Here is a 16,239-nt window from a genome sequence, read left to right on the forward strand (position 1 = left end):
GGATCAGATCCCGCTCTCGGCTCAGGTGCCCATTCCCCCCGGCACCTATCGGGATCTAGAACAACTGGAGCAGCACTGCCGGGTCTGCCAGCGCTGTGAGTTGGCGGCCAACCGTACCCATGTGGTGGTGCACCGAGGTAACCCTAAAGCCAAGATCGTGATTGTTGGCGAGGGGCCGGGGGAAAACGAAGATCTGCAAGGCCTGCCCTTTGTGGGTAAGTCCGGCCAGTTGCTGGACAAGATCCTGGCCTCGGTGGGGCTCGATCCCGAGCGGGATACTTACATCTGCAATGTGGTCAAATGCCGCCCCCCCAACAACCGCGTACCCACCCAGGCGGAGATGGACGCCTGCCGACCCTATCTCTTGGAGCAGATTCGCCTGGTGGATCCCTGGATCATTTTGTTGACGGGGGCCACTTCGGTGCGCTCCCTTTTGGGGGATAAGCGGGGCATTACCAAGATCCGCGGCGAGTGGATCCAGTGGCAGGGGCGCTGGTGCATGCCCATCTTCCACCCCGCCTACTTGCTGCGCAACCCTGACCGCACCCCCGGCAGCCCCAAGTGGTTGATGTGGCAGGATATTCAGGCGGTGAAGCAGAAGTACCTAGAACTTGCTGGCGCAACGCCACCCCAGCAGGACTTTTGAGCCCACTTTCCCTGTCGCTTACGTGGCCAGCGCTGCTGCCCTCACCCCCAGCCCCTCTCCCTTGGGAGAGGGGGGTATGGGATCCCTAACTTGCAGGCTTGAAGCCGCTCAGCAAGCCAAAGCGCAGCAAGCCGGTGGCATAGGCCCGCCGCATCAGGCCCAGCCCCAGCGCCCCACGAACGGTGACCCAGCCGCTGCGCACCAAAGCCGGGATCCACCGCCAATCGCGAGCCGAGGCAATTACCTCATCCCAAAAGGGGGCCACCCGCTCCGACCAGTCGGCGGTGCGCAACTGCTCGAACCCCACCTCTTGGGCCAGTGCTTCATACTCCGACAAGCTGATGACATAGGGCAGGCAGTACACGTCGTAGATCTGCTGCAAAAGCCGCTGATCCTGGCGGCTCAGGGATCCCTCGCGGTGGCACCAGGTCACCACCATCATCTGCCCGCCCGGCTGCAAGACCCGCCAGCCCTCGGCCAGAAACCGCCGCTTATCTGGCATGTGCTCGCCGCTTTCCAGAGCCCAGACCAGATCGAAGGTGTGGTCGGCAAAGGGCATTTCCAGGGCATCGGCCACCCAAAAGCGCACCCTGTGGCTCAGACTGGCCTCCTGGGCCCGCTGCGTGGCCCGTCGGGCCTGGACAGGGCTGAGGGTAATGCCTGTTACCTCGGCGCCAAAGCGCCGCGCCAGCTCCAGGCTGCTCCCTCCAATGCCACAGCCGAGATCGAGGATGTGCTGAGGGGGTTTAGGATCCCCGATCTGGCCCCATTGAATCACTCGCTCCATGAGATCGATCTGGGCTTGGCGGCGATCCTTGCCGGTCTGGCCCGGCTCATAGTAGCCGTGGTGCATGTGCTCCCCCCACACCTGCTCCCACAGGCCGGAGGAAGCATCGTAGAAGCGGCGGATGCGTTGGTTGAGGGGGGAAGCCATCCAGGTAGGAGCGGGTCGGGATCCCTTCCATTCTGGACGATCTGGCCGTCCCTGCTGGCCCTGGACGCAGCCTGACAAAACCCCGATTAAGCTGGGAAAGTAGGCCCTTGCCGCCCATCCCCCTTTCTTAGACTGCCTTGGCCACCTCGGAATTGGCTCTGGAACAGCTTCTCTTCACCCCGGCCACACCTGCGCCTGACGCGGTGCGGGTCATCTACGCCTTTCCCAACACCTACTCGGTAGGGATCACCAGCCTCGGCTACCAGGTCATCTGGAGCCTGCTGGCCAGCCGCCGCGAGGTGGCGGTCGCCCGCCTGTTTACCGACCTGGCCGAGCCGCTGCCGCGGGATCCGGAGCTGGTGGGTTTTTCCCTGTCTTGGGAGCTGGACTACGTCCATATCCTGGATCTGTTGGAACGACAGGGGATCCCCCTCCAGGCCGAGGCGCGGGAAGAAGCGCATCCCTTGGTTTTTGGCGGCGGCCCGGTGTTGACGGCCAACCCTGAGCCCTTTGCTGCGTTCTTTGACTTGATCCTGCTGGGAGACGGGGAAGGCCTGGTGGAGCAGATGATCCAGACCTATCAGCAGGTGCGGCAGGGATCCCGGGCCGAAAAGCTGCAGGCGCTGGCTCAGGTGCCGGGGATCTACGTGCCCAGCCTCTACGAAGTCCACTACCGCGGCCCCGACGGCCCGGTGGAAAAGGTCATTCCCAAGCGGGACGGGATCCCCAGCTCCATCCGCAAGCACACCTTCCGCGGCAACACCCTCTCGGTGTCCACCGTGGTTACCCCCAAAGCGGCCTGGGAGAGCATCTACATGGTGGAGGTGGTGCGCAGTTGCCCCGAGATGTGCCGCTTTTGCCTGGCCAGCTACCTAACTTTGCCTTTCCGGGCGGCCGACGTAGAAGGGCATCTGATCCCGGCGGTGGAGCGGGGGTTGCAGGTTACCCAGCGGATTGGCCTTTTGGGGGCTTCGGTAACCCAGCACCCCCAGTTTGAGCCGTTGCTGGAGTACCTGGCGCAGGATCGCTTTGAGCAGGTGCGCCTTAGCCTGGCCTCGGTGCGCACGGGCACGGTCACGCCTCGCTTGGCGCAAGTGCTTTCCCGCCGCGGCAGCCAGTCCATTACCGTGGCCATTGAAAGCGGCTCAGAACGGCTGCGCCGGATCGTCAACAAGAAGCTGACCAATGAAGAGATCTTGGCGGCGGCCGCCCACGCCCAGGCCGGCGGACTGAAGGGGATCAAGTTCTACGGCATGGTGGGGATCCCGGCGGAAACCCAGGCCGACCTGGAAGCGACGGTTGCTCTTTTCAAGGAGCTCAAGAAGGCGGCTCCCCGCCTGCGCTTGACTTTGGGCTGTAGCACCTTTGTGCCCAAGGCCCACACCCCCTTCCAGTGGCAGGGGGTGGATCCCCAGGCCGAGAAAAAGCTGCAGTGGTATCAAAAACATCTGCGTCCCCTGGGCGTGGAGTTCCGTCCCGAAAGCTACAGTTGGTCGGTGATCCAAGCCCTCATCTCGCGGGGGGATCGGCGGGTGGCCCGAGTCTTGCAGTTGGCGCGGCAGTGGGGCGAGTCTCTGGGCAGCTTCCGCCGCGCCTTCAAAGAGCTCAAGGGACAACTGCCGCCCTTGGACTACTACGTGCACAGCGACTGGGATCCAGTGGATCCTCTGCCTTGGCAGCACATCGAAGGCCCTCTCACCCCAGAGCGACTGCTACAGCATCGCCAGGAAGCTTTTTCGGTTGGCAGCTCTTGAAGGTGCCTACTTGGGCTGTTTGTAGGCGGCAATGCTACTGGCAATGATCGCCTCGGCTTCGGCCAAGCCTTTCCAGCCCAAGATTTGGGTTTCCTTCTTTTCCAGGCGCTTGTAGGTGGCAAAAAACTCCGCAATCTCATCCAGGCGGTGCTGGGCAATGTCCTCCAGCTTGGTTACCGAAGCGTAGCGGGGATCCTTAGCGGGCACACACAGCAACTTCTCATCCGGATCCCCGCCGTCGATCATCTGCAGCATGCCCAACGGGCGCACCGTGACCACACAGCCGGGGAAGGTGGGCTGATCCATAATCACCAAGCCATCCAAGGGATCCCCATCTCCGGCCAGCGTGTTGGGCACAAAGCCGTAATCGTAAGGATACTGCACCGAGGAGTAGAGCACCCGATCCAGCGCCATCGCCCCCATGTCTTTGTCGAACTCATACTTGTTTTTGCTGCCGCCGGGGATCTCAATCAAAATGTTGAGCAGGCCGGGCTTCGGTTGGGCAGGGATCCGCGACAGGTCGATCACAGCAGGCACCCTCAAAGTGGGAATAGACAGCCAGAGGGTATTTTGACATACTCCCTGCCGCAAAAGATAGAGGGACGCTTTGCCGGGAGCAGCCAACCGGCGAGGCAGGCTCCTCAGCCGGCCTTCACATCCCTTCTCCCCCCATCGGGAGGTGCCCCATCCTCGATAAGACCGAAGACTTGGCCTTCGCCCCCAAGCATGCGGGATCCCGATCCAGCTTTTCGATCAATTGCGGACACACTCCCCGGGCAAGATTCGAACTTGCGACCAATCGGTTAACAGCCGACCGCTCTACCGCTGAGCTACCGAGGATTAAGCGTTTTCCATCATAGGAGAAAAAAGCACCGCTAGGCAACTGCCGATGAGGAGCTCTTGGGTGGCCTTGGGATCCCCAGTTCAGATTGTGCGTGGGTTTGTCAACCCTGCTCTAGCGGAAAGTCCGGGAAAACGTCCTCGTCAACCGGACGGAAGCCATTACAATAGGTTACGGACATTCGCCAGCACCCCCTCATGGACTTCGGAGTCGGATTCCTCTCCAACAACGTCATGCTGCCGATCCTGGACTTTTTCTATGGGATCGTGCCCAGCTATGGACTGGCCATTATCTTCCTGACGTTGGTGATCCGCTTTGCTCTCTACCCGCTCAATGTCGGATCCATCCGCAACATGCGACGCATGAAGGTGATCAACCCTGTCATGCAGCGGCGGATGCGAGAAATCCAGGAGCAGTATCGGGACGATCCGCAAAAGCTGCGCGAAGCCCAGGCCAAGCTGTACAGCGAGCTGGGGGCCAATCCCTTGGGGGGCTGCCTGCCGCTGCTCATTCAAATGCCGGTGCTGTTTGCCCTGTTTGCCACGCTGCGGGGATCCCCCTTTGCCGCAGTGACCTACGACGTCAACTTGCAGATCCTGCCGGCGGAGGTGGCGGCTGAGGTGGTGCCCGCTCCCTACGTTAGCCCCAGCAAGAACATTTTTGTGACCGATTCTCTCCATAAGCCGGTGGTGCTGGTGGTGCCTAAGGGTACCAAGATCGCCGTCGGGGAAGAGGTGCAATTTTTGCTGCAGGGGCCGGGGGGCAAGCCCTTTGAGCAGTTGGTGACAGAAGCAGGTGGGGATCCCAACCTGTTGCAGCCCACCTGGAAGATCACCAAAGGGGAAGATCGCGCCCAGATCCAGCCAGACGGCACCTTGCTGGCCCTGCAGCCGGGGGACGTGACTGTGCAAGTGTCGATTCCCGGTTTGGCCTCGGATACCGGTTTCCTGTTCATCGACAAGTTGGGCCGTGTGGGAGCCTTTGACCCGGATGGCACCATCCACTGGGACATCATTGCCATGATCGTCATCTTTGGGGTGTCCATTTACCTGAACCAGTACCTGACGAACGCCGGACAGGATATGGGCAAAGAGGATCCCAGCCAGAGTTCCATGGCTCGTGTTACCCCGGTGCTGTTCTCGGCGATGTTCCTGTTTTTCCCGTTGCCGGCGGGGGTCTTGCTCTACATCCTCGTCTCCAACATCTTCCAAACGGTGCAGACTTTCTTGCTCTCGCGGGAGCCATTGCCGGAGAACTTGCAGCAGTTGGTGGAAGAGGAGCGCCGTCGGGCTGCCCAGACAATAGCGGTGGAGGCCAAGGAAGTGGAGAAATCGAGCAAGCCCAGGGCAGCCAAGGAAGGCCGTGAATCCCTGCCCTTTGAGCCCTAGGGAAGCCTAGCTGCTGGGGTGGACTTGTTGAGTGTTGATAGCTCACTTTCAACGTTGGAAGCTGCCCAAGATGAGCCGCCCTAAGTCTTCTACGGGATCTGCCGCTAAGAAATCTGACTCCCCCAGCAAGTCCACCTTTGTGGCCAACCAAGAGCGAGCCAAGCAGTGGTTGCAGCAGGTGCTGATGGCCATGGGGATCGCGGCGGAGGTGCGGGTGGTGGGTGAGGTGTTGGAAATCGAGGCGGCTTCTTTGACTTCGGATCAGAAGCAACTCCTGCTCTCCAAGGTGTCTGCATCGCCCTTGCCGTCTTCCAAAGAGGCCGGTCTGGAGGAAGAGCGCTCTCCTGTGGTGCTGGATGCGTTGCAATACCTGGCCAACACCCTTCTCAACCTCAACCTGCCGGAAGACCAGCAGCAGCCCTATATTTTGGATCTGGACGGCTATCGTCAGCGGCGTTTGCAGGAGCTGAAGGCTTTGGTGGCTGCTGCTGTGGAAAAGGTGAGAGCCGGTGGCCGCGAATACGAGTTTCCAGATCTCTCTGCTGCTGAGCGGCGGCAGATCCACACGCTGCTGAAAGACCCTGCCTACGCCGATTTGGAAACCTTCAGCCGTGGTAAAGAGCCCGACCGTCGTCTGGTGATCCGACTGGCTTCCTCGTCCTGAAAATTTGGGCCGCGACCCGTTGCGCTCTCTTGCTACCCTGACAACAGGGATCCCTGCTACCCAAAACGTGCGAAGGAGGGGGCGCGATGTTAAGGCCCATTCGTCTATCCGATCTGCGGCAGATGCCAGGTCAGACCCAGGCGTTGCAGTTCAAGCAATTTTTTGCGGGCTTTGAGAGCTTGACCCCTGTCGAGGGATCCCTAGAAGTCAGCCATCGGGGCCACTTTCTCGAGGTCAGTGCCGAAGCCCACACCATTGTGACTCTCACCTGTCACCGTTGCCTACAGCAGTTTAACCACCGGCTGCATCTGGCAGTTGAGGAGATCATCCTGATCCGGGAGCCCAGTTCCGAGCCTCTGCCCTTGGAGCTGGAATTGCAAGACGAAGCAGATCTGCTGGAGAGCCTGCCCTGCAATGGTGAGCTGGATGTCGAAGACTGGATGTACCAGCACCTACATCTGCAGATGCCCCGCCAGTTGCCCTGCCGTCCCGATTGTCCGGGCATTGGGGTGGAATCTCCCGCGCCGGCGGTGGATCCCCGCTGGGCAGCTTTGGCCTCTTTCTTGAAAGATTCTCCCTAGCTTTTTTGAATGTTGCGTCCACAAGTTCTCTGGCGTTTTGCTCGGCCTCACACCGTCTATGGCACCAGCGCCAGCGTGCTGGGCCTCTACCTGTTGGCGGGGTTCGTGGCTGCCGGATCCCTGCAACCGGTTCTCTCGGCGCTGCCCCAATTGGGCTTGGCTTGGGCGGCCTGTTTGGCGGCCAACGTCTACATCGTCGGCTTGAATCAACTGACGGATGTGGAAATCGATCGCGTCAACAAACCCCATTTGCCCTTGGCTGCCGGATGCCTGAGTTGGCGACAGGGGCTGGGGATCGTCGTGGCTTGTGGGGCGGCGTCCCTCCTGCTGGCCGCGGCTGGGATCCCTTACCTGTTGCTGACGGTGCTGTTGAGCAATGGGATCGGCACGGCCTATTCGTTGCCCCCCTTGCGTTTGAAGCGGTTTCCGCTGGCGGCCTCGGCTTGCATTTACAGCGTGCGCGGTTTGATCGTCAATTTGGGCCTTTACAGCCATTTTCAGCAGGTGATGCAAGGAAGGGTCGAGCTTTCTGCTCCGATTGTTTGGCTAACGGGATTTATGTCGATTTTCGGCTTGGTGATCGCCCTTTTTAAAGATATTCCCGACATGGAGGGGGATCGCCAGTTTGCCATTGCCACCTTCTCATTGCGCTTTGGGCCAGAGCGGATTTCAAGGTTTTGTATCACCATTTTGGCCTTTTGCTATCTGGGGTTTATCGGGGTGGGGATCTCCTTGCCCCTCGCGGGCAACGGCCTCTGGCTGTTGGTGGGTCATTTGTTAGGGCTGGGGATCCTCTTAGGCTATGGTGTCCACCTCGATCTCAGTCGCCGAGATGCGATCGTTGGTTATTATCAACTGATCTGGAAGTTGTTTTACTTAGAGTATTTGCTTTATCCTTGGGCTTTTTTCTCTTTTTTCTAGAGCATTTTCCTGTAGCTAAGGATCTGCCCAAGCTCAGGCCAGAAAAAACCTAGAGATACCGCTTCATTTGGACTCGAAAGCGGCCTTTCTTTGTTTCGGCTACCTCTTCAATTTGCAGCCGGCCGCGGCCACGAATGGCGATCCAATCCTGAGGGCCAACGGTGTAGCTGGCTTGGGTAATGGGCTTCCAATTGACCCGCACTTCCCCCCGTTGGATTTCTTCCACCATCTTGCTGCGGGAGATGCCGAACCCGGCTGAGGCCACTGCATCCAAGCGCAAAGAGGCTTCCACGCTGGTGATGGATTTGACGCGGGGGGGTTGAACTTTCAACTGGCTCAGAGGGATCCGGCTCACTTTGACAGGCACCGTGCGCACCTGAGTCAGGTTGAGGCTGAGATAGTCCACCAGTTCGGGCACCACAATGGCCTGGGCACCTGAGTCTCCCAACACGAGGATGTCTCCCACCTTCTCGCGGGCGATGCCGGCTGCCAACAAGGCTCCCAGAAAATCCCGGTGGGTGGCCGGGTCGAACAGGAAGTTGCCTTGAATCTGCAGGGCGGCCAAGGGGATCCCTTCTTGATCGGGCTTTGGATCCCCGACCTCCAGACTCACTTCAGAGCGAGCCAGGGCCAAGCGTTGGCGCTCTGCCTGGGGGTACCCTCCCCAAGCCCACACTTGGAGTTCGGTCAAGTTGCGCAGCCGAGCTTGCACCTCGGCTAGTTCGGGTGGGGAAAGGAAGTCGCTCCAGACCACTTGCCAGGTTTTGAGGGCTTGGTCTCCCCAATCCAAGACCCGTGCCAGGGTTTCTCGATACTCTGCCCCTTGCAGTAAATCGGCTTTGGGTAGCATTTTGGGGTGCTTCGACTTTGTAGCTCAGTCCCGTTTTTCCCATGCTAAGCTAGATACCCGAAATCCTGGCGGGCGTAGCCAAGCGGTTAAGGCAGAGGATTGTGGATCCTCCATTCGTGGGTTCGAGTCCCATCGTCCGCCCTTTCCCAGCCAGCCCTCACCTCTCTCCCAACGTGAGAGATGAGTTCATCCGCAGCTCAAGACCAAGGTTCCCACGGCGTCAATGGCAGCCGTCCAACCGGCGTCGATTACCGCAGTTGCCTCCGGCATCTCGACGATCGCCGGCCCGCGCAGTTGAAACCCCACACCCATGCGCTGCCGATCGTAGACCGGCACTGACCGCATCTGGCCGCCCATCCAGGCCTCTCGCCGCCCCTTGAGGGGATCCCCTGGCAAAGGGCAAGGTGCAGTCAGAGGCACGGTGGGCAGAGCCTGCACCGCCCGCAGACGCAACTGGATCGCCTCCACCGGCTGGGCCGAATCCTGCCAGCCATAGCGCTGCCGGTGGGCCTGGTGAAACTGTTGTTCCAGGCGAGCAATCGGCTCTGACAGGTGCACCGGGATCTCCAGCTCGAAAGACTGGCCGCGATAGCGCAAGTCCAAGCTAAAGTGCAGCGCCGGCTCTTGTAAGTCGGCTTGGGCCTGGCGGATCAGGGGTTCTGCCCACTGGGCTAGCAGGGATCCCCCTGAATCCGACGCCAGCCGCTGCAAGGGTTGTAGGATGGCCCGCCGGTAGTCCCGCCGCAGATCGGCCAAAGCCATGCCCAGTGCCGAGAGCACGCCACAGGCAGCCGGGATCAAGATCTTGCGGATGCCCAGCTCTTCCGCCAGAGCACAGGCATGCATGGGCCCAGCTCCACCAAAGGCCAGCAGGGCAAAATCGGCAGGATCCCAGCCCCGCTCCACGCTGATCACCCGCAAGGCCCGTGACATGGCAGCGTTGGCCAGGGTGCGAATGCCAACGGCAGTTTCCTGCAAGCTCAAGCCCAAGGGATCCGCCAGCGTGGCTATGGCTTGTTCCGCCAGCTCCCGCCGCAACTGGACGGAGTCGCCCAACCGACCGCCGTCCGGCAAGTACCCCAGCCAGAGGTTGGCATCGGTCACCGTGGGAGCCGTTCCCCCTCGGCCGTAGCCGGCCGGCCCGGGGTTGGAGCCGGCACTCTCCGGCCCCACCTGCAGCCCACCGCCCGGCAACAAAGAGGCCAGGGATCCGCCGCCGGCGCTGACGGTGTGGATATCGATTTGGGGCTGCTGCACCGGCAGGCCGCACACCACCGCTGACGGGCTGACCTGAGGGATCCCATCTTGGATGAGGGCTACATCGGTGCTGGTTCCCCCCATATCGAAGCTGAGCAAGTGGAGGTAGCCGCTCAGGCGACCCAGATAGGCCGCCCCGTAAACCCCACCTGCCGGCCCCGAGAGCAAAGCCACCGAAGCGTGGGCCGCCGCCTGGGCAATCGAGGTCACCCCGCCGGAAGACTGCATGATCAAGGGTTGGGGGATCCCTCTCTCTCGACATCCTGAATCCAAGCGGTGCAGGTAGCCCGCCAGCGCCGGGCTGAGGTAGGCATCGAGGGCGGTGGTGCTGAAGCGCTCGTATTCCCGAAACTCCGGCGCTACCTCGCAAGACAAGGAAACGTGCAAGTCAGGGAAAGCCTCTTTCAAAGCGGCTCCCAGCCGCTGCTCATGCTCTGGGTAGAGAAAGGAAAACAAAAACCCCACCCCCACGGCGCGGATCCCGTCCTGCCGCACCCGCTCGCCCACCGCCTGGATCACGCGGCGGATCTCCTCCTCGGTCAGCGGCTCCAACACCCCGTCCACGCTGCAACGCTCCTTCACCTCCAGGCAACAGTGGCGGGGTACCACCGGCTCCGGCTTGGGCTGCGTCAAGTCATACAGAGAGGGGCGGTTTTGACGGCCAATGGCCAGCACATCGCGAAAACCCGCCGTGGTCAGAAACAGGGTGGGGGATCCCTTGCGCTCCAGCAGCGCGTTGGTGGCCACCGTCATGCCATGGCAGAACAAGTCAACCCAGAGCCCCCCTTTGAGCGCACCCAGCTTGTCCAGCGCTGCCAAGACCCCCTCCTCAGGGCTAGGTGTAGAGAGCACCTTCGCCGTCTGAATCTGGCCATCCTGCAAGAGCACCAGATCGGTAAAGGTGCCGCCCACATCGATCCCCAAGCGAGCCCAGCCTCGGCTTGCTGTCATCTGATCCAGATTGGTCGGATGTGACATACTCCCGACTCACGCCTAGTGATTTGGTACCTTGAAGCGGGGCTTGCCGGAACTGTCACCCTTATCGTATCTTCCCATAGGGCATTCCCCCAGCGCCCTGGCTCTGATCCCGACAGCCATCCTGAGGATAGGGTGCGGGGTTTCCCGCCAAAAAAAGATCCCCAAGAGGGGATCCCAATCGAGCCGATCACCAATCGGTTGGATTGCCGAGACTTTTACTTGTTGGGCTGAGGGGTGACCCGCAGGTAGGGCTTAATTTCCTTGTAGCCTTTCGGGAACTTTTCTTTGAGCACTTCCGGATCTTTCAGCGAAGGCGGGATAATGACATCGTCGCCGTCTTTCCAGTCGGCAGGGGTGACGACGCTGTACTTATCCGTCAACTGTAGAGCATCGATGGCCCGCAAAAGCTCGTCGAAGTTGCGGCCCGTGCTGGCCGGATAGGTGAGGATGAGGCGTATCTTCTTGTTGGGATCGATAACGAACACCGAGCGCACCGTCAAGGGCAGCCCTTCTTGGTTGAGGTTGGTTTGATCCAACATGCCGTAGAGCTGCGAGACCTTGCGGTCAACGTCCGCCAAAATTGGGTAGGTCAAGGTAGCGTTCTGGGTTTCCTCAATGTCTTTCACCCAGCCAACGTGGGAGTCCACATCGTCCACACTGAGGGCCAGCACCTTCACCCCTCGCTTTTCAAATTCGGGCATCAGCTTGGCAACAGTACCCAGCTCGGTGGTGCAGACCGGCGTGTAGTCGGCAGGGTGGGAGAACAACACTACCCAGCTATCCCCGGCCCAGGAATAGAAGTCGATTTCGCCGTGGGTGGACTTTTGCGTAAAATTGGGAGCCGTATCGCCAAGTCGGAGAGACATACGCTCTTTCTCCTCAGTAAAGGGTTCAGTCCGGTGAGGTCAGGATCCGGATCCTTGCATCGATCCGTCTGCTGTCTATTTTGCCACAAAAACTCCACTTTTCCGAGCGGATTTTAGGAGATTTTAAGATCATCGCCAACTTGCCCGCAAGGTGAGAAGCCCTTTCCTAATGTGAACAATTGTTGTGGGCAGTCTTAACATTCTGTAGTTTCCTTACAGGCTGCAACGGCGGCGTGCTAGGGGTATTGTAGACAACAGAATCTAGCTCCTCTGCTGAGGTCATGGGATCGATGGAAAGCCCAGAAGCAGCTACACCTTACAGCCTGGCCACCCTGTGGGCCCAAAAATATGTAGACAAGTTGCGGGCACAGGCGGCCTTGGGCGAGCTGCCAGGTACCCAATTAGCCGACAAAGTGAAGGGATCCCTGCGCTTTGCCAGCTCCCAGGCCTGGGCAAAAACGGAGCGGCTCTTGGCTGCTGAAATCCCGAGGCAGCGGCTGGATCCGGACTTGATCGATCCCTGGCAAATTGCCGAGGATTCCCGCGAGTTATTTGAAAAGGCAGCGGAAAGTTGGGGGGAGGGCCTCTCCCCGGCCCGCTTTTCGGTAAAGATCGCGCCGTTCTGTGGACGGCTGCGGGCCCGCTACAGTGAACGGGATCCGCGGGTGCTGGGCTTTTTAAGTATGCAATTCCACTACACGGGGCAAATGGTCTCGCAAGCCTTGTCACCTCAGGAGCGCGGCCTCTTCCAACCCTACTTGAAGGTCATGGACGACCACCTGTACATGCCCCTGCAGAGGATGTACGAGAGTGCCGCCGCCCATGCAGGCGATACCTTTTCCGCCCCCCTGGCTGCCGTGCAAGAGCTCTTGCCCCTGATTACCGGTGTGGCAGAGTCTATCTGTGCTGAGGTGGCGCAGCGTTTTCCGAACTATCACTGTGAAAGCGGCCTCTTGACGGATCTGGAAGTGCGGATCTCCAGCATCCGCGATGTGGAGATGTTCCAGGTGTACCTGGGCCTCTGTGCCTTAGAAGGCAGTGTGATGGCTGTGCAGCAGGAGCTGTTTCCCCTTTGTGTGATGCTGTACCCCCCTTTGAAGGTGGAGTGGAAACTGGTGCGGCAGATGCTGGAGCTTTTGGGCGAGGCGCTGCGCTTTCAGCTCACCCCGGCCAGCTACACTGTCCTGCTGCCTTATCTGCGAGCCGTGCAGGGCATGTTCTCGCTGGAGGTTTTCCCCGAAAGCGACCCCATCTGGAGCCATCATCCCGATGTGCTGCGCTATATGGGAACGGCGCAGAACCTGTTGCAAGAACTGATGGGTCAAAAAGTCACTTAAAAATCCTCACGCTTGTCCACTTCTGTCTTTGGAGCAGGACAGGCTGTTAGGCTAGCGCTATTCAAACCCGCTGGGATCTACGGATTGTCCAGGAAAAGGTTGGGATCCACCAGATCGGCCACAAATTGGTGCAGGATGGGCAGGTAGCGCTCCCCGACCACCTGGAGCAAGTTGTTGTGATCGGCTCCCTCGATGGGCACCAAACGCTTGGGATCCCGTGCTGCTTGGTAAAGGGCTTCGGCATGCCAGAAGGGGATCAAGCGATCCTGAGTGCCGTGCAAAATTAGCAGCGGACAATTGATCTGGGCAATGCGGCTGAGGTTGTCGAAGCGATCAAAAGGCAGCAGGGGGATGCGGGTCAAGACGCGAAAAGCGGTTACAAAGGTGGATTCCAGGATCAAGCCACCCACCGGCTTTTGGGCTGCCAAGTAAACTGAGGGCCCACCTCCCACCGAGCGTCCGTAAAGCAAAATCCGCCCCGGCGGGATCCCCTGATCTCGTAGGTAAGCGTAGGCCGCTTCAATGTCTTTGTAGGCGCCGGCCTCGGAAGGGATCCCTTCGCTGGTGCCGTAGCCGCGGTAGTCGTAGGCCAAGACGGCAAACCCCCCCTGCTGCAGCTTCCTCAGGCGCGGCAGGATATCCCCCAAGTCCTCGGCGTTGCCGTGGCTGTAGAGGAGAGCATAGGTGGCTGCGGGATTGGGCAGGTAGACTGCCGAAATCTGCAGGCCATCGGCGGTGGTGAGCTTGAGAATGGCGTCCCCATCCTGGTAGCTGGCGGGGCGGGGCAAAAAGATCAGCCGCTCTGATTGAAATCGGCCCAGCCAGAGCAGGTAGCCGTATACCCCTAGGCCGATGAGCAGCAAGGATGGCCCCAGCCGCAGTCCCAGAAAGGATGCAAAAATCAAAGGCTTGCCCATTGCTCCTTCCCCTCACCCCCAACCCCTCTCCCAGAGGGAGAGGGGGGCGGCGACGTCGAGCACTTCAGGATTCGGCTGGCAGGGCAGAACATTTCCAGAGGCAAACCCCAATCCAGTTAACCAAAGTATGGGCGACGATGGTTACCAACAGGTTTCCCGATAGCCACACGCCCAGCCCCAGGAGGATGCCCACGGCGCTGGCCCAGACGGCATAGGGCCAACCCTGCCACTCTAGCCAGTGCAAAACCCCAAACAAGAGGCCGCTCAGGAGGATCCCGCCTGTCCACCCCAAGGGGCTGGCCACTAGGGATCCCATCAGCACGCCGCGAAACAGCCATTCCTCGCTCCAGCCCGGCAGCACCCCCACCCAGAAGATATCCCGCCATTGCAAGGGATCCGCCACCAGGTGCAAGTAGGCGGAAGCCGCCCGGCGATAGGCCGGCCAAAGCCAGTAAGCCCCGCCGCTAAGCAGCGCCACCCCCAGCCCCAGCGCCGCTCCCCAGGCGACGGCCAGCGGATCCCAGCAAAAGGGCACGCGGAGGGATCCCAGCCAGATCCAGAGGCCGGCGATGAGGGCCAGGATCAGGCTGGTGAGGCCCATCCCGATCAAGATCTGTTGGCGGGTACAGGGTTGCATCTTGGCACTCATGGGAGGAGCCTATTTCCAGCGTAGGGCGAATTCCGATAAGAACGGCTGCCCGAATCCACACTGGCAGCGGGGAAGACTCTCAGTTGATGCTCTCCCCAGCTCTAGAGAGCGTGGTTTGCGCCGCCATTGCCTCGGTCAAGGGGGTAGGAGCTTGGGATCCCCCCTCTCCTTTAAGGCAAGTGCTGCCTCAGCAACTGGGCGTGCTGGGCCGATCGCTCCACCCAAACGGCCACTTGGTCAGGGCTGAGGGCTGGCCCGTCGGCATAGCAGGCCAGCCAAGCCCGGTGCAAAGCTTCAGGATCCTCTGGGATCGCCTCGAGATCCCAGCCGGGCATGCCCAATTCCCCGAGTAGCGTTTTTACCTTGGGATCGTAGCTGAGGCCAAAGCAGGCGCAACCCTCAGCCGCCGCCATCACCAAGCCGTGGTAGCGCATAACGATTGCCAATTTCACCCCCCGAAAGACCCCCTTTAAAAGACAGGGATCCCGAATCTCCAAAACCCGGCTGTGGCCGGGCAGGCGCTGTTGCAGCTGTTGCGCTAGGCAGTAGTCTGGCCCCAGGTCGGGGGATCTGGGAGGAGCCAGTTGGAAGGGCAGCAAAAGGAGATAGGCCCCTGTGGCAGCCTGGAGGCGCCTCAAGCCTTCCGCCAAAGTCTCAAGTCGCGCTGGAGTGAGCTGGGGATGCTGCCGCAAGACCACGGCAATGCGGGGCTGAGGCCATCTTTCCCACTCCGGCAGGGTTTCGGCGGGCAGGCCCCAAACCGGATCCGGGGCCACCTGGTGGGGGATCCCCCAGTCTCGCAGCCATTGGGAGGCAACGGCGTCGCGCACACTGATGGCCGTACAACCTGCTAGAGACCGGCGGGCCAGCTCGCGGATCCAGCCCCGCTGCAAGGGGCCGATCCCCTGGGCCCAAGCCAAGGTTTTCAGCCCCCGCCGCTGGGCCCAGAGCATCAACCCCAGATAGTAGAGCGGGCTGCGCCAACTGGTGCGATCCTGCAGCAGGCTGCCCCCACCCCAGATAAAAGCTTGAGACTGCCTCAGATAGCGCCGCAAAGCCCATCCATCGAAGCGCGGGCAGGCCATCACTCCATAGGTGGCAGCCGTTTCCGCAGGGCAGGGAGAAAGCACCACCGGCTGTACGGGGTTGGGCAACTGCCGGAGCTGCTGCAGCAGAGCCAGCAACAGGGCCTCGTCGCCGGCATTACCGTAGCCGTGGTAGCCACATATCAAAACCTGGGGCTGCTTCATCGAGCCCACTTGGCTGAAAGAAGCTGGCCTGGGATCGCTAGATGGCAAGTTTAACAAGACTAGTTTGATAAGGTTCTCCTGAGCCATTGGGTTAAATCGGCCAGGGTTTGAAAGTCGAGCAATGCCTCCGCCAGCGCTTCCAGTTGCTCAGTGGGCAGGTGACAAAGGGTCTCAGATAGGTGTTCGGGCAAGGGCCCCAGTTTGCGCCGCAGTTGATTTAAAGTCAGCCGAGCTGCCTCCTGCTGCAGACCCTGTTGCAGACCCTGCTGTAGACCCTGTTGTAGGCCTTGTTTCAGGCCTTCCTCTCGCCCTTCCTGGAGGGCTTCTGCCCGCCACATCTGGTAGATCACCGATTCCCGCACAGACAAACCTCCCAGCACCCTGCTAATTTCCTCTGGTGTCCATG

Annotated in this window: 16 protein-coding genes and 2 tRNA genes; 8 read left to right on the forward strand and 10 right to left on the reverse strand. The window is 60.5% G+C overall.

The window, feature by feature from the left end:
* Positions 1-646 (forward strand): uracil-DNA glycosylase (locus NW844_RS00925; RefSeq protein ID WP_414332661.1); only part of this gene is annotated, 646 nt, incomplete at its 5' end.
* An 85-nt stretch (positions 647-731) separates the two neighbouring features.
* Here NW844_RS00925 and NW844_RS00930 read toward each other — a convergent pair.
* A complete protein-coding gene (locus NW844_RS00930; RefSeq protein ID WP_414332663.1) occupies positions 732-1,580 on the reverse strand; it encodes a methyltransferase domain-containing protein in 849 nt (282 codons plus the stop codon).
* Positions 1,581-1,717: 137 nt separating this feature from the next.
* Here NW844_RS00930 and NW844_RS00935 point away from each other — a divergent pair, with 137 nt between their 5' ends.
* Positions 1,718-3,334 (forward strand): B12-binding domain-containing radical SAM protein, encoded by a 1,617-nt coding sequence (locus NW844_RS00935; RefSeq protein ID WP_414332665.1) that lies wholly within the window; start codon positions 1,718-1,720, stop codon positions 3,332-3,334.
* A 6-nt stretch (positions 3,335-3,340) separates the two neighbouring features.
* Here the strand turns inward: NW844_RS00935 and NW844_RS00940 are convergent, their stop codons facing one another.
* Positions 3,341-3,859 (reverse strand): inorganic diphosphatase, encoded by a 519-nt coding sequence (locus tag NW844_RS00940; protein WP_414332700.1) that lies wholly within the window; start codon positions 3,857-3,859, stop codon positions 3,341-3,343.
* 243 nt (positions 3,860-4,102) lie between these two features.
* Positions 4,103-4,174: transfer RNA gene (locus NW844_RS00945), tRNA-Asn, on the reverse strand.
* Between the two features lie 198 nt (positions 4,175-4,372).
* Between NW844_RS00945 and yidC the strand changes: the two genes are divergently transcribed.
* The 4 genes from yidC to NW844_RS00965 all read left to right on the forward strand — a co-directional run bounded on the left by yidC (position 4,373) and on the right by NW844_RS00965 (position 7,729).
* Positions 4,373-5,563: a membrane protein insertase YidC gene (gene yidC / locus NW844_RS00950; RefSeq protein WP_414332667.1), complete on the forward strand. Its 1,191-nt coding sequence runs from the start codon at positions 4,373-4,375 to the stop codon at positions 5,561-5,563.
* A 70-nt stretch (positions 5,564-5,633) separates the two neighbouring features.
* Positions 5,634-6,227 (forward strand): protein jag, encoded by a 594-nt coding sequence (locus NW844_RS00955; protein ID WP_414332669.1) that lies wholly within the window; start codon positions 5,634-5,636, stop codon positions 6,225-6,227.
* Between the two features lie 86 nt (positions 6,228-6,313).
* Positions 6,314-6,808: a YceD family protein gene (locus tag NW844_RS00960; RefSeq protein WP_414332671.1), complete on the forward strand. Its 495-nt coding sequence runs from the start codon at positions 6,314-6,316 to the stop codon at positions 6,806-6,808.
* Positions 6,809-6,817: 9 nt separating this feature from the next.
* Positions 6,818-7,729: a homogentisate phytyltransferase gene (locus tag NW844_RS00965; RefSeq protein WP_414332673.1), complete on the forward strand. Its 912-nt coding sequence runs from the start codon at positions 6,818-6,820 to the stop codon at positions 7,727-7,729.
* Between the two features lie 49 nt (positions 7,730-7,778).
* Here NW844_RS00965 and NW844_RS00970 read toward each other — a convergent pair whose 3' ends face one another.
* Complete coding sequence (locus NW844_RS00970; protein ID WP_414332675.1) at positions 7,779-8,579, reverse strand: photosystem II S4 domain protein; 801 nt, start codon at positions 8,577-8,579, stop codon at positions 7,779-7,781.
* A gap of 68 nt (positions 8,580-8,647) precedes the next feature.
* Here NW844_RS00970 and NW844_RS00975 point away from each other — a divergent pair.
* Positions 8,648-8,720, forward strand: a tRNA-His gene (locus tag NW844_RS00975).
* Between the two features lie 45 nt (positions 8,721-8,765).
* On the opposite strand, the gene NW844_RS00980 is transcribed toward NW844_RS00975, so the two are convergent.
* Together NW844_RS00980 and NW844_RS00985 are read right to left on the reverse strand one after the other, a co-directional pair.
* Positions 8,766-10,787, reverse strand: a complete 2,022-nt coding sequence (locus NW844_RS00980) for a hydantoinase/oxoprolinase family protein (protein ID WP_414332677.1) — start codon at positions 10,785-10,787, stop codon at positions 8,766-8,768.
* 242 nt (positions 10,788-11,029) lie between these two features.
* A complete protein-coding gene (locus NW844_RS00985) occupies positions 11,030-11,680 on the reverse strand; it encodes a peroxiredoxin (protein WP_414332679.1) in 651 nt (216 codons plus the stop codon).
* Positions 11,681-11,961: 281 nt separating this feature from the next.
* Here NW844_RS00985 and NW844_RS00990 point away from each other — a divergent pair, with 281 nt between their 5' ends.
* Positions 11,962-13,017 (forward strand): hypothetical protein, encoded by a 1,056-nt coding sequence (locus NW844_RS00990; RefSeq protein WP_414332681.1) that lies wholly within the window; start codon positions 11,962-11,964, stop codon positions 13,015-13,017.
* Positions 13,018-13,094: 77 nt separating this feature from the next.
* Here NW844_RS00990 and NW844_RS00995 read toward each other — a convergent pair whose 3' ends face one another.
* From NW844_RS00995 to NW844_RS01010, 4 genes are all read right to left on the reverse strand, one after another.
* Positions 13,095-13,934 carry an alpha/beta hydrolase gene (locus tag NW844_RS00995; RefSeq protein ID WP_414332683.1) on the reverse strand — a complete coding sequence of 280 codons (840 nt, stop codon included), beginning with the start codon at positions 13,932-13,934 and terminating at the stop codon, positions 13,095-13,097.
* A gap of 64 nt (positions 13,935-13,998) precedes the next feature.
* Positions 13,999-14,583, reverse strand: a complete 585-nt coding sequence (locus NW844_RS01000; protein WP_414332685.1) for a lysostaphin resistance A-like protein — start codon at positions 14,581-14,583, stop codon at positions 13,999-14,001.
* Between the two features lie 170 nt (positions 14,584-14,753).
* A complete protein-coding gene (gene csaB, locus NW844_RS01005) occupies positions 14,754-15,833 on the reverse strand; it encodes a polysaccharide pyruvyl transferase CsaB (protein ID WP_414332687.1) in 1,080 nt (359 codons plus the stop codon).
* 59 nt (positions 15,834-15,892) lie between these two features.
* Positions 15,893-16,239 (reverse strand): DUF4351 domain-containing protein (locus NW844_RS01010; protein WP_414332689.1); only part of this gene is annotated, 347 nt, incomplete at its 5' end.

The organism is Synechococcus sp. H55.2, assembly GCF_047462495.1.
GTDB lineage: Bacteria > Cyanobacteriota > Cyanobacteriia > Thermostichales > Thermostichaceae > Thermostichus.

Coding starts and splice junctions, on each gene's coding strand:
- NW844_RS00985 (WP_414332679.1), bottom strand. CDS start 11,680: ATGTCTCTCCGACTTGGCGATACGGCTCCCAATTTTACGCAAAAGTCC.
- NW844_RS00970 (WP_414332675.1), bottom strand. CDS start 8,579: ATGCTACCCAAAGCCGATTTACTGCAAGGGGCAGAGTATCGAGAAACC.
- yidC (WP_414332667.1), top strand. CDS start 4,373: ATGGACTTCGGAGTCGGATTCCTCTCCAACAACGTCATGCTGCCGATC.
- NW844_RS00960 (WP_414332671.1), top strand. CDS start 6,314: ATGTTAAGGCCCATTCGTCTATCCGATCTGCGGCAGATGCCAGGTCAG.
- NW844_RS00995 (WP_414332683.1), bottom strand. CDS start 13,934: ATGGGCAAGCCTTTGATTTTTGCATCCTTTCTGGGACTGCGGCTGGGG.
- NW844_RS00930 (WP_414332663.1), bottom strand. CDS start 1,580: ATGGCTTCCCCCCTCAACCAACGCATCCGCCGCTTCTACGATGCTTCC.
- NW844_RS00965 (WP_414332673.1), top strand. CDS start 6,818: ATGTTGCGTCCACAAGTTCTCTGGCGTTTTGCTCGGCCTCACACCGTC.
- csaB (WP_414332687.1), bottom strand. CDS start 15,833: ATGAAGCAGCCCCAGGTTTTGATATGTGGCTACCACGGCTACGGTAAT.
- NW844_RS00955 (WP_414332669.1), top strand. CDS start 5,634: ATGAGCCGCCCTAAGTCTTCTACGGGATCTGCCGCTAAGAAATCTGAC.
- NW844_RS00980 (WP_414332677.1), bottom strand. CDS start 10,787: ATGACAGCAAGCCGAGGCTGGGCTCGCTTGGGGATCGATGTGGGCGGC.
- NW844_RS00990 (WP_414332681.1), top strand. CDS start 11,962: ATGGGATCGATGGAAAGCCCAGAAGCAGCTACACCTTACAGCCTGGCC.
- NW844_RS01000 (WP_414332685.1), bottom strand. CDS start 14,583: ATGAGTGCCAAGATGCAACCCTGTACCCGCCAACAGATCTTGATCGGG.